The 12,687-nt window shown below is 33.6% G+C and carries 11 protein-coding genes and 1 pseudogene; 5 read left to right on the top strand and 7 right to left on the bottom strand.

The window, feature by feature from the left end:
- Positions 1-15 precede the first annotated feature (15 nt).
- Both D1869_RS04570 and D1869_RS04575 read left to right on the top strand, forming a co-directional pair.
- Positions 16-552 carry a class I SAM-dependent methyltransferase gene (locus D1869_RS04570; protein WP_156014113.1) on the top strand — a complete coding sequence of 179 codons (537 nt, stop codon included), beginning with the start codon at positions 16-18 and terminating at the stop codon, positions 550-552.
- Between the two features lie 291 nt (positions 553-843).
- Positions 844-2,061, top strand: coding sequence for a radical SAM/SPASM domain-containing protein (locus tag D1869_RS04575; RefSeq protein ID WP_156014114.1), 1,218 nt, complete (start codon positions 844-846; stop codon positions 2,059-2,061).
- Positions 2,062-2,204: 143 nt separating this feature from the next.
- Here the strand turns inward: D1869_RS04575 and D1869_RS04580 are convergent, their stop codons facing one another.
- Together D1869_RS04580 and D1869_RS15355 are read right to left on the bottom strand one after the other, a co-directional pair.
- Positions 2,205-2,357, bottom strand: coding sequence for a hypothetical protein (locus D1869_RS04580; RefSeq protein WP_231113711.1), 153 nt, complete (start codon positions 2,355-2,357; stop codon positions 2,205-2,207).
- Between the two features lie 44 nt (positions 2,358-2,401).
- Positions 2,402-2,590 carry a hypothetical protein gene (locus D1869_RS15355; RefSeq protein WP_156014115.1) on the bottom strand — a complete coding sequence of 63 codons (189 nt, stop codon included), beginning with the start codon at positions 2,588-2,590 and terminating at the stop codon, positions 2,402-2,404.
- Here D1869_RS15355 and D1869_RS15795 point away from each other — a divergent pair.
- Positions 2,524-2,779 (top strand): annotated as a pseudogene (locus D1869_RS15795) (hypothetical protein). The gene D1869_RS15355 and the pseudogene D1869_RS15795 overlap by 67 nt on opposite strands.
- 63 nt (positions 2,780-2,842) lie before the next feature.
- Here D1869_RS15795 and D1869_RS04590 read toward each other — a convergent pair.
- The 3 genes from D1869_RS04590 to D1869_RS04600 all read right to left on the bottom strand — a co-directional run bounded on the left by D1869_RS04590 (position 2,843) and on the right by D1869_RS04600 (position 7,942).
- Positions 2,843-3,793, bottom strand: coding sequence for an IS110 family RNA-guided transposase (locus D1869_RS04590; RefSeq protein WP_156014116.1), 951 nt, complete (start codon positions 3,791-3,793; stop codon positions 2,843-2,845).
- 948 nt (positions 3,794-4,741) lie between these two features.
- Positions 4,742-5,302: a hypothetical protein gene (locus D1869_RS04595; protein WP_156014117.1), complete on the bottom strand. Its 561-nt coding sequence runs from the start codon at positions 5,300-5,302 to the stop codon at positions 4,742-4,744.
- A gap of 588 nt (positions 5,303-5,890) precedes the next feature.
- Positions 5,891-7,942 carry a GH116 family glycosyl hydrolase gene (locus D1869_RS04600; RefSeq protein WP_156014118.1) on the bottom strand — a complete coding sequence of 684 codons (2,052 nt, stop codon included), beginning with the start codon at positions 7,940-7,942 and terminating at the stop codon, positions 5,891-5,893.
- A 37-nt stretch (positions 7,943-7,979) separates the two neighbouring features.
- On the opposite strand from D1869_RS04600, the gene D1869_RS04605 reads away from it, so the two are divergent.
- Together D1869_RS04605 and D1869_RS04610 are read left to right on the top strand one after the other, a co-directional pair.
- The gene (locus tag D1869_RS04605; protein ID WP_184651089.1) at positions 7,980-8,645 is read left to right on the top strand and encodes a PIG-L deacetylase family protein; all 666 of its coding nucleotides are present in this window, start codon (positions 7,980-7,982) and stop codon (positions 8,643-8,645) included.
- A gap of 134 nt (positions 8,646-8,779) precedes the next feature.
- Positions 8,780-9,814: a MupG family TIM beta-alpha barrel fold protein gene (locus D1869_RS04610; protein WP_156014120.1), complete on the top strand. Its 1,035-nt coding sequence runs from the start codon at positions 8,780-8,782 to the stop codon at positions 9,812-9,814.
- Positions 9,815-10,382: 568 nt separating this feature from the next.
- Here D1869_RS04610 and D1869_RS04615 read toward each other — a convergent pair.
- The gene (locus tag D1869_RS04615) at positions 10,383-10,898 is read right to left on the bottom strand and encodes a PaREP1 family protein (protein WP_156014121.1); all 516 of its coding nucleotides are present in this window, start codon (positions 10,896-10,898) and stop codon (positions 10,383-10,385) included.
- Between the two features lie 220 nt (positions 10,899-11,118).
- Complete coding sequence (locus tag D1869_RS04620) at positions 11,119-12,444, bottom strand: ATP-binding protein (protein WP_156014122.1); 1,326 nt, start codon at positions 12,442-12,444, stop codon at positions 11,119-11,121.
- Positions 12,445-12,687: the final 243 nt, after the last annotated feature.

The raw sequence follows: 12,687 nt of genomic DNA on the forward strand, positions 1-12,687 counted from the left end.
TTTTTTAATTAGCTTATGTCATCCCTTTTTGATAGTATAAATGCTTACGATGTAAAACCCTTCAAAAGAATGGGTGTAACCATAGACGAGGAAATTTATTATGCTAAACTACTTATGAACTTTTTATCGCGTTTTAATCTTAATAAGGTTTTAGAAATAGGATGTGGTAACTGTTTAATCTCCATGTATGCTAGAAAAATTGCAAAACAGATATATGCTATTGATGATTGGAAGGGAGAAGATATTAATAAATGGACAAAAGGAGTAAAAGATAATGTAACTGTTGTACAGAATTTATTTCCATTACCATTTAGGTCTTCTTTCTTTGACGGTGTCTATTCTTTTCTTTACTTTTATAATGTTACTAAGAAAGAAAGGAAAGATAAAATAGAAGAAATACACAGAGTGTTAAAAAGTGATGGAATCTTAGTCCTAGCTGATATTGATATAATGAGAAGTATTAGGAAGGATTTCTTAACCTATTTTGATGAGGTCGAGTTGTATATGGATCAAGGCATTTTCATTTCTATTATGAAGAAAAAATCCCCTTAAAAACTTAATAAAGATTAGTCCATCTGTCCATAAATAATTTAAGGATAAAAAAATTACTTATTTTATTCTCTCATAATATAGTCTACGTAGAGAAAATAATTTTCCTAGAAATATATCTTTAATAGTTCCACTTATTCATTAACAGAGTTTCAAATAATACAAATTAGACTATTCTTTTCAATCTTAATAACTCAGTATATGAAATTTCGCATATGAAGGCCGTAAAAGTTGTAAAAATAGAAAGAAAAATGGGTAGGTGTAACTACTCTCCTTCATGGGGCGAGTAAGAAGATGGAATCTAAAACTAAGCTATCTAAATTCAATATTTTTCTTTATGATTATAATATTATTTTTAATACATTAACCGGTTATGCGATTAAGGTAACTGATGAGCAAATGAGAAAACTTTCTAAAGGAGAGGTATCGGAGGAATTGAAGGATATAATTGAAGAAGGATTTTCTGAACAAGAGTTTGATATAGATAAGTTTATTGTAAATAAAAAGTATTTAGAGCCTACTCTTGTCTTAACATATGATTGTAATTTTGATTGTGTTTATTGTTTTCAGAAGAAATTCAGGAATAAAAGTAGAGTAAAAGATGAAGTTGTTAGAGGATTTATTAACTATATAAAGAAGAATTCTAACGGAAGAAAAGTAAGAGTAACGTATTTTGGCGGTGAACCACTTTTAGAATTAAAAAGAATTGAAGAAATATCTAAGGAGCTAAAGGAAGAGGTAGATTATTCATTTAGTGTAGTGACTAACGGATCATTACTAACCCCCTATGTTCTTGATAAATTACTCTCTTTAGGCTTATCTCATGTCCAAATTACGCTTGATGGTCCTAAGGAAGTTCATGATAAAAGAAGATTTTTCGTTAATGGTAGGGGATCCTTTGATGTTATATTAGAAAACTTAAAATATGCACAGGATAAAACTAAAGTAGTTTTGAGGATAAACATAGATATAAATAACTTAGATGAAATAGAAAAACTTCTAGAAATATTAAGAGAAGAAGGAATAACAAAGGTAAGAATTGATCCTCATTTAGTACATGAAAATACTTTTAGGCATGAGTATTGGCATAATACATTATCAAAAGAAAATGAAGGAAAAGTGTTAGTTAAATTCTGGGAAACTGCAAGAGAATTAGGCTTTGAAATTCCGCAAGAAGTATTTAGATTAGGTATTTGTGTTGCACATATTGATGAAGATATAGTTGTCGATCCTTTAGGGAATATATATCCTTGTTGGGCATTTACTGGAAATCCACTTTATATTAAAGGTAAATTAAAAGAAGATGGAAATGTAGAATGGATAAATAACAAATTACTTGGGATAAAAGCAAGATATATTTGGAAAGGAAAATGTGATGATTGTCCCTATTTACCTATGTGTGTGGGAGGCTGTAGATTTTTTGCAGTCCTTGATAAAAAGGACTTTAATAATATTGATTGTAAGAAAACTAATTATGAGGAAATTATAAAATTGATAAAATATTTTATTTAATTAAAAGTAAGTATGAATGAATTCCTTAAAATCTTATTTGGTTAATAAAATATATTAACTTTATTGCTATTTTTGGACAAATTAAGGAATTTCTTTCTTACTTAATGAAATTAAATAGTGTGAATACAACGTAGATGTTTTCACTATTCTAATAACCATTTCCATAATGGTAAAGCTCTTATTCCCTTAACTTCTCCTTCATAATCCCAAGTTAGAATAACTGAATTATCTACCTTTAATGAATTTTTAGCTTCTAATAATCCTTCAATTTCCCTCTCCTCGATTCTATCACTCACGTAAGTAACTTGAATTAAAGTGATTGGAGTAAAATTCTTACAAACTACGAAATCAACTTCTTTTTTACAAAATGGGGGTTAAGGGGGCGGAAAGCTTCACCCTTCAGGGTGGAGATGGATATCCCCCTTATATTTATATACCCCTTTATCGAGATATCTTTTAGTGATGTTAATGACGCTCTTCCCCAGCTCGATTGGGGGCTTAATGGGACTGAGGGAGGGGCAACTATCATTCCTCTTCTCTCTTTCACGGGATTCGGACAATATGGATGACGGATCCCCTATTCTAATTTTGGGGGTGGGTCTCTGCCCCACCCGACTGCCCACCAAATGAGAGATGTAATCCCGAATCGATGGTGGGAACGATGAACCCTCTGGAAGGGAACCCCCGACCCTTCCAGGGTGGGGAGCTTCCGGTATAAAAACCTTTCCATGAAAAATCGAGCATAGTCTACACTACTTATGGAAAAGTAAGGCTCTCCTTATCACTCGCTAGCATCAAATGGTTTATTATAATACAGCACAGCCCAAGTAATAACAGCTAATTTCCTTGCACAGGCAATAATCAACTTCTTACCCTTCAACTTTCCCTTATGCTCTTCATAAAAACGCTTGATAACAGGATTAACCCTAATAGCAGTTAAAGCTGCAAGATAGAAAGCTCTCCTCAAAACAGCATCACCCCTCTTAGAAATACCCTTAGAAACAACACTCTTACCACTAGACTCAATAACTGGGTCAAGACCGCAATAAGCAACAAACCTCTTCTTATCACTAAAGCGCCTAATATCACCAACCCTAGCCAAAATTATACAACCCAAGGTTTTACCAATACCAGGAATGGTGAAAATCAAACTATCCTTGGGAACAAGATCCTCAAGTTTCTCCTCAATCTCCCTCTTCCTAACCTCAAGTCTCTCCAACTCCTCCAAAAGAAACCTAACCTCAGCCAAGACAATACTATCCCCACCCCTCAAAACCTCCTCTAAGTTCTTCTTGGACAAACTATCCTTATAGCCCAAAAGTATCAAATCCCTCCTCAACCTATTCTTAACCCTAGCAATACTCCTAGTAACAAAATCCCATTGGCTAGTTAACTCCCTAGCATCACTTGTTGTAAACTCACTACCCATACTTACAACTAGTTCAGCAAGCTTTTTAGCATCATTCTTATCACTCTTCTTACCCCTAAAATCCTTGAACTTCTTGAGTATGAAGGGATTAATAATCCTAACGTCATACTCTCCCATCAAGTACTTTGCTAGGTTAATGTGGTAAATTCCAGTACTTTCAATACCCACTTTACAACCCTTAGGCAAGATCTTAATTATCTCCTCATAACCTTGCCTATCATTAGGAAACTCGTAGTATTTGCCTTGGAAATATACTACTAATTTATCTTTTGATACGTCTATTCCTGCGACTGGGGCCTCCATGTATACTCACCCTTATGTTTTATTCGGGCTTTTTGCCCAACTTCCGGTCCGAATTGGAGGCGGGCCAAGCTCCCCGACGGGCTTCAAGCCCAAGGAAGTCAACGGCCTACACCCCAGTCAGATCTGTATTACACAGATCTGACTAATATGTTTTATATAAGGAAGTCAGCCCTTTCAACCTATAATCCTCAAAATCTATGTGAAGAATTTCATCATGAGATGTAAGACCTCGTTCAATTATCTCTTTAATAGTTTAGTAAAGGAGAAATGTTTTCCCACTTCTTCTACTTCCGGTCACAGTTATTATATAATCTTTATCTAATGGTAATGAAATATTTCTTTTAATAACCTGAGGTAACTGTGAAGTAAGCCATTCCACTATGATAGTTTTATATCTTTCTTCCATACTATTTTTTTGAACAGTATATTAGTCTCTTTCTGGCCACTTTTACGTGTTAACTGGTCTCAATGCGACCACTTTTTATACAGTTAAAAAGTATAGTAAAATCGCTAAATTATTTTTATGATTTTTTAGAAACATTTAAGATAAATAATCGTAGTAACTAAACAATTTCATTGGCAAGGAGTAGAGGGAGGCACTACATACTAACGTCTCTAACAAACCTGAGTTTGAAAAACATGGAAGATTCAAACTTTCATTGTGATTTATATCTACCTTATTAGAGTAAAACTTTGACTATTAAATTCACACTAAGTTAGTACGAACAACGAGTAACAACGCACTAATAAGAAGGTCATAATTTAAACAATGACGAATAGTTTTACCATATTGTATTATTTGTGTACTGAATATTAGGTAAAATTACAATTTACAATAAACTCATAATAAATAATTTAGGGTTTAACTAATTCTATTAAGTGTCCCTACTTTGTAAAATAATATTATTTAGATGGAAACAATCAAATCCTCCGATTCAATTTTTCGTACTATCTCTCTCCAAATCTATATTTATAAGTCTTAATTTTACTCCTTAGATTATCGACAAGTAATCTCGTCTCAAAAGTCACATTTTTACCATTAATCTCCTCTTCAGCCTTATACAAGTAATCCCTAGCCTTCAGATAATAGTCTTTGTTTGCATAAGCAATTGCGTTTTGTAAATACATCAATCCTATCATAGCTAATCGCTTTATATACTCGTTAGGATCATTCTTGTAAAAGTTAAGTCCTGCCTCAAATGATCTTATATATTTCTCATCAATAGGTTCTCCACTATCTGGTAGGACAGTAATTGTTTTTCTACTTCTCGTGAACGGAGAAATCATATTGTGACTCAAGAGGTATCTATTGAAGAAATAAGAAGATATAACAATTACTATAATAGACACTATAGTACTAAGATTATTGGCTAACGTAGGATTATGAAAAATGTAATAAGGAATTGAGAACGATATGAAGACGGAAACTGCTGTGGGCAATACTACAAATAATGAGAATAGACCTAGCCATTTTAATAAAGATATTCTGTGAGGTTCTTGCCTATCCATTTATATCACATCTATTTCTTTTTACATAAGTTAATAAAATTGACAACTATTATAGCGGGACTTATATATATGATGTGTCATCATATGTTGCTCACTCTTCTTATGTGCTTTAAAGGCTTGTATAAAGGCATCCAGAAATTCTTGGCTATAAATCGTTGAACTATATAAAGATTTTAGAAAAGGCTAAGGCTACTATGGAGTCCATGTGGAATGGTAAGTATTTTATTTATTTCTTGGGAAGCTGGGGATAAAAAGAAGAAAAGTTACATAAATTCTCAAATACTCGGAGAATTCTGGTACGATATTCTAGGTTAGAAAATGTTATTGATGAGAATAAAGTAAATCTTGGCTGAAGTATCTACATTTCAACAGATCAAGTAATGTACCTCATGGTCAAGAATAACATTTGCTGCAATATCTCATAATGATACTTAAGGGTTTGGAGATTGCAAAAAGAGTGGACTACAATCTCTCTAAGAGATCCTTAGAATCAACCTTCAAAAATTAACGCATTTATTGGAGAGCATTTCTCTCGTCCCTATTACATAGGCGATATGTCAATATACTTAGTTAAGTATACGTTAAAAGTTAAATCTTAACTAATCTTTTTAACGCATACTTATATGTAAATCCCCATGGGGCAGCACTACCTATATAATGGTCGAGAAAGGGATTATCTGGATTTCCGTCATGAGAGTGAACTAATGAAGGCTGGTTCCACATTAACCCCTTGTCTACTAGGTTATCCCACTCCTTCTTTGCAATTTCTAACCACTCTCTCTTTCCCAAACTGTAACCTAGAGCTGATAGCGAAAAGACCAGTCTAGGCCATGAGGAAGTCAATTGAGAATCTAAATCATCAAGGCTCTCCCCTTCTTTAGCCATATTAGGAGTACAGTATTTTGATGCATGGCCATTTACTCTGTATATCTCGCTAAGTGCGGATAAAAGTGCACTTTTATCTGCAACGTCATCTAGGTCAAGTAAATAAGCCCACCATTGGCCAAATATCTGCGCTGAGAATACGGCGTTATGATGGTTTGGCTTTCCGGTCCATGGGATAAACTTCTCTCCGTCAAATAATTTCATCAATGATGATTTAGCCTTACTTAGTAACGACAAGTAGTAAGAAACGTCGTCACCTACAATTTCTGCAATCTTTATTATAGCCTCTAATGCAGCTATGTACACTGTAGCGATATAACTGCAAGCACCTTCAATAGGGACGCAATCAAATCCTTGATCTGTAGATCCATCACTTTCAGGTATTCCGTCTCCGTCCTTATCTTTAGAAATTATCCACTCCATTGCCTTTTTAACATAGGGATAAACATTCTTTAGAAACTCTTTATCCTTAGTCCTTAGGTAGTATCTGTATACCATTAATACGAAAGTGGTGTTGGTATCTTTCCACTTTGGTGGTGCTGTAGTTCCATCTGATGGGGTATCAAATGAATATGTTCCTAAATCGTGTGGAATATATCCATCTTCCCTCATATTGGCAATTAATTGCTGTAATGTTGATTTTTCTAACATCGGAAACATTAGCACTACTGGCAATGACCCCGTCTCATAACAAACTCCGCCTATTGTTGATAACATAGTACCTACTTGTGTACCCTCCATTATTCCGAATCTTCCCTTTTCGTCGAGCCATGTACTTGAGGACAATATATAAGCACTATTAATTATAGCGTCCTTTAACCAATCCGGTAATGACGGGTCTATTAACTCCTCTTGCCATTTTCTCGTCTCTTCTCTCAGTCTATCAAAGTTTTCTATGAAATACTCTGCAACTTCCTTAGCACTGGAGAAGAAGTTAGAATAGTAGTGCTTATAGGGATAATAGACCCATGGCTTATTAAAGAACCATGAAAAGACAAACTTTACTTCTTCGTTCTCATTATACTCACTTATTACCATTCCCGCTGGTAAATAGTAAGAACCGGTGGACTCACCGTCCTCACTCTCTGGTATTTTTCCACTTATTAAGTCCTTCCATGGCTTCTCATTTTCTATGAGTCTATGTAAATTTAGAGTTTTTTCAAGTCCTCTGTTTACATGAAAATTATACTGTTTTATAATAACCTTAGGCCTCTCCGCTACTAGAACAATCTCACCGTTATACGGATCAAAGTCGTTAGCTTTTGCGTTCTTCATCCTTACCCCGTTCTTTAACCCTTCATTATATCTCCCTATCTTACTTATCCCAGTTATATTACTCATTGATATTGCAATGAGCCCCGATATACTCCCACTCACTTTAACTGAAATTCCTACAGCGGGTAATGATGAATCGTGCAAGTTTTCGGGAATTAATGCTGAAAATACCTCGAGTTCTGCTTTTACGCTGTTTTTTACTCCCTTTATCCTCGCAAATGGATACTTTCCCTCATATTCGAGGGGTACTGCAAATTTGTTCAAATCCAAGAAAATTAAATCGCTTTGTAAAAAGAAGGGTTCGGAATCGTTAGGAAGAATAAATATGTGAAAGCCTAACATCTCCTTTAACGGAAATGACCAGTTGTTTGCTATCGTTAGGTTTATCATCCTCCCCTTGTTACTTATCTCTATCTTCCCTGCTCCTATACCCCCTAATGGTACTCCCACCTCCTTATCGTTTGATGTTAAATAAACCATAATCTTAATTATTAATTTTAATGTTAAAATTTTAGTTGTGAGAATTCTGTTCGTCGCTCCTCATCCAGATGATGAGTGTGATAATGCTGGAGGTACTTTAGCTAAGTTAGCTAAGTCTCATGATATTTACATTGTGTATCTAACTGATGGTTCTGCTGGTTCTCCCAATCCTGAGGAGAGAGGAGAAAAACTTGCTGAAATTAGAAGGAGGGAGGCTGTAGAGGGGTTAAAGGTTCTAGGGATAAAAAAGGATAATGCTTTCTTCCTTAATTATCCAGATACAAAGCTAAGGTTTTACATATGGGAGGCTTCTGTGAAAGTTGCAGAAATAATTAAGGAAATTAAGCCAAACATTATAATTTATCCCTCTCTACTTGACGGTCATAATGATCATTGGTCCGGAGGTTATATAACTAGAATAGCAATAAGAAAAGTAGGAATTGCAGTAAACGAGTTAAGTTATCTAAACTGGCTTCCTATTCCTTCTAAGAGTGTTTTTGACGTGATAAAATATCTTTTAATTCCGTTTCATAGAAAAATTAAAGTTGACGTTAGAGAGTATAAAAGGATTAAGCTTGAGGCTATGAAGAAGCACGAATCCCAGTTTAAATACTTAGACGCTAATTATATCAAGAAGTTTTTCGATAGTGATTACGAGACATTTTACGTGGAAGGGATTGTTAATGAGATGCTTGTTGCTTAATCTTTTTATTAGTAGTGATAGTGTTCAACAACCATTATAAATAGTTGAAATATTAACCTCGTATTAACAAGTATTATTTATCCTTTGCCTTTACTAAGAAAAAGACTATAAGCTTTTCTTCTATACTCTAAATTATGAGATCAATAGGAATACTTTCACAAGCATGGAGGAAGGATAAGATTAACGAGCTAAAAGAAATTGCAGAAAAAGCTGGAAAAATGAAATTTAACGAAATATGGTCCGGAATAGACCCAAACTATATAGACGGTATTAAAGAGATTGCAAATATTGCGGAAAAGTATGACATGTACTTTTTCGTGGACATCAATCCAGAGATAATGAGAGGTTTTGGAGCATCTCCCTCAAATTTGAAGGTGTTTAAGGAGTTAAAGATTAAGGGCTTAAGGGCAGATTACGGCTTTACAATAGATGATTTAATAAAAATGGCCAATAACAATTTAGACTTAGTGATAGAATTAAATGCTAGTATCTTCCCTTTAGATAAACTTGACTATCTAATAAGTAAAGTGAGTAACATTGAGAGGTTGAAGGCGAGTCATGATTTTTATCCCATCAAGTACACTGCACTATCCCTAGAGAATACAATAAGGAAATCTAAAGAATTTAAGGAAAGGGGAATACCAGTTGCAGCTTTTATACCTTCACCTAGACAAGTTGAGTCTAGAACTACTGTTGAAATGTTAAGGGGTAAAGAAATTTGGAAGTCTGCCTCAATTCTGTTTAATACTGGAGCGATTGACAGACTTATTTTAGGTGAACCGTTCCCTACCGATGAAGAACTTGCAGAGTTAGTTGAGGCTAAGGAATACATGAAGATTAGGGTCTTAGTATATCCTGGCATTACAGATGAAGAGAAAAAGATATTCGAAGAAGTATATTACGACGTAAGGATAAAAGAATATTCGATAGCGTTAGCCAGATTTGTTAAGAATGAGATTAAATCTAGGAACATAACTAGGAGGTTTAGAGGTGCTGTTACCGTAATGAATAATAGACCAGATATAATAGAAGTCTGGATATTCAAAAGGGAAGTTGAGGCAGATAAGAGGTTTAATGTTATAGGTGAAATCTTACCAGAAGATATGGAATTATTGGACTACCTAAGTGATATGAGTCCAGTGAAATTAGTACCGATTGAAATGAAATAAACTTTGATCACAGTTTAAATGGAAACAATAAGCCTTCAAATTACGCGGGAACCCAATCATGTTAAGAGGAAGATCTTGCCTTTCAAAACCTCAGAAAATATATGGTTAACTTATGCAGTTAAACTAGAAAGGAGAAAAGAAAATTTGTATGAATTTTTCTCATTTTATGATATTAAATAAACTAAATAAAAAGTTCTAAATTAAATATTGAAAATTATAATGATAAAAAATACTTAATGATTCTATAGATTTTATCCGCGATAAATGAAAATTGGTAATATTGGATGAGATAATATTATGGCTAAGATATCTGATAATTGTCATGTTTAAGCTGATCAATTATAAGCCTACTTATACTAACCTTGACATAAGTATGTTAAATCTAACCCTCAAGTCTTGCTAACTTCTTTAGTTTTACTATTAAATTACTAGAAAGATCTTTAATTAAAAGTTAGGATAAGTTACCTCCGGGTAAACACTAAGAATTCTAATTTAAAATAAATAATATTTATTAGCTCACCGATGAATATTATGATTTTTCATATGGCAGATTCCCTTAAATTATTATTCAATTTTCTTTCTTAACTTCTTCCACCTCTCTTAATATTTCCTTTCCTCTCTCATTCACCTTAATAATAAAGTTAGCTAGAGCTATAATAAAATCCAGGATCCATTTCTTTGCATCTTCTTTTGAAGTTATTGGGGAATATTCTCCAGCTTTATCATAACCCACATATGAAAAGACATGAAGAGACATAGCTTGTTTAGCTAAATCTGTAATACCAGGCAGATCCATCTCCAGAATAGATGCATAATAGAGTAATCTATTTGAAGGAGCAGTAAAACCTATTTTATAGAAAAATCTTCTTTCTTTTTCTTCTAGTTTAGAGGAAAAAGACAGATGATTAATACTTATAATTCCACTTAAGAACGCCTTAAATGCTAAAAATGCTTTCACCGCAGAATTTCGGAACTTACCTTGTCTTAGAAGTTCTACAGCTATCAAAGCCTCATCAATACTTTCCTCTACTCTTAATTCTCCATATTTTCTAACATCTCTTTCCCAAACTACTCTCTCACTCATTACTTATAATAATCATTTCGCAAAATATTAGCCTTTTTATGAGGTTTTAATAAACTTGGTGGATTAGCAAGATATAGTTGGAGAGACTATAGATAATATAATGAAATAACTTCTTAGTTAAACTTTCTTAAATTTTAGATGTCTTTTTCCTTCTTTTAGGTATTAAAAGTTTCAGCACAATTTGAAGACTTATTGTTTCCCTTCACCTAGAAAGTGAAGATCAACTAAATCCGGTTTCAACTACTATGGGGATCTCTAGCATAGCTAAAAAGAGCGGGGCTGGTATAACATTATCTCCTAACTCGCCCTTACTCACATACATAAATTTCTTAACTTTTCCCAAAACCTTACTTCTTCCTCCTCTTACTCTTCCATATTTTATTTCAATTCCCCAGTATTCTCCGTTTAAATTTACGATCACGTCCACTTCTTCATTAGTTTTAACATAATATACGTCGTAAAGTCTTGAAAGATGAGATACTATCATGGCCTCAACTAACTTTGACTTATCTGGTGGTTTGGTCATAGTCCAGTTAGAAAAGGTATGATAAATGAACGGATCAATAAAGTAAAATTTTTTCTGTTTTCTTGGTATCGGCAATCCAGTATTTACATCTATAGTGTCAATCACTTTCATAAGATATAACTTCTCCATGAGGTTAACATAGCTTATAGCGGTCTTTACAGTCCCTACTCCATAATCTTTTGAAATTGTATGGAAACTGTATTCTGATGAGGCCTTTTCAATAATTGCTCTAGCAGTAAGTTTAAACAACCTTTCACTTCTCCTTAATTTGTTAATATCGCTTATAATACTTGAAATGAAATCGTATTGCGTTGATTGGCTTACCTTTCCCTCAATAATGAAATCCTTTATTGCATTGGGAAAACCTCCCGTTATCAAGTAGTATTCTAAGATCTCTTTCAATTTAGGAAGATAACCTACATACTTGGTATAGTTTTCAAGGACGAATTTCAAATCCCCCGTAGGTAAATTAATTCCAAATAGCTTTACATACTCAGAAAACGGAAGGGGAAACATAACTAGCACTTTTCCTTTCCCCCTTCTCCCTGGAAAGGTTTCTATTTCACCTTTAGCCTTCATTGAAAGAGAACCGGACAGAATTAACACGTCATTACTGAATTTCCCCATATCGATCCTATATTTTATACTTCTATACCACTCCTTAGGGAACGTAACTTCATCAAGTATAATTACGGAACTTTTTATCCCTTCTCTTTTCCTTATCTTCTCATATTCCTCTAGAACTTCGTCAAGTTCCTTATAATCAGCTAATTTATCACACGCAAAATAAAAGATGGATTTAGGATTATAACCACTATCCAACAGTTTCTTTATTAAAAGGATTAATGCCGTTGTTTTTCCAACTTGTCTAGGCCCAAATAAGAAGTTTAAAGAGTAAGGTTCAGTAGATACCGGAAGTGTGATATCCCATTTTACTTTCGATTCCTGATACTTCCTATAATATTCATTCTCTCTTATTAGTTCTGGTGAAATCCACCAGGGGTTCTGTTCTTCAATCATATGTAATTGGATTACACAAATATTTATAAATTTTGTTTACTCTCACTCCACAAATGCTTATAAATACATGATAAAAAAGTCGTGGGTAATAACGTTAGAATTAACTTAAATACGTATAATTGCTAAAAATAAGTAAAATGGTTTATAGGTTACTCCAATTTTTATAAAAAAGTGAAACTAGTTCCTAAATTGATCTTCTAAAAGCTAAGAAAAATTGATCCAGTAAAATTCATGCGAGGATGA

The sequence above is a fragment of the Sulfurisphaera ohwakuensis genome (assembly GCF_009729055.1).
GTDB classification, from domain to species: Archaea; Thermoproteota; Thermoprotei_A; order Sulfolobales; family Sulfolobaceae; genus Sulfurisphaera; species Sulfurisphaera ohwakuensis.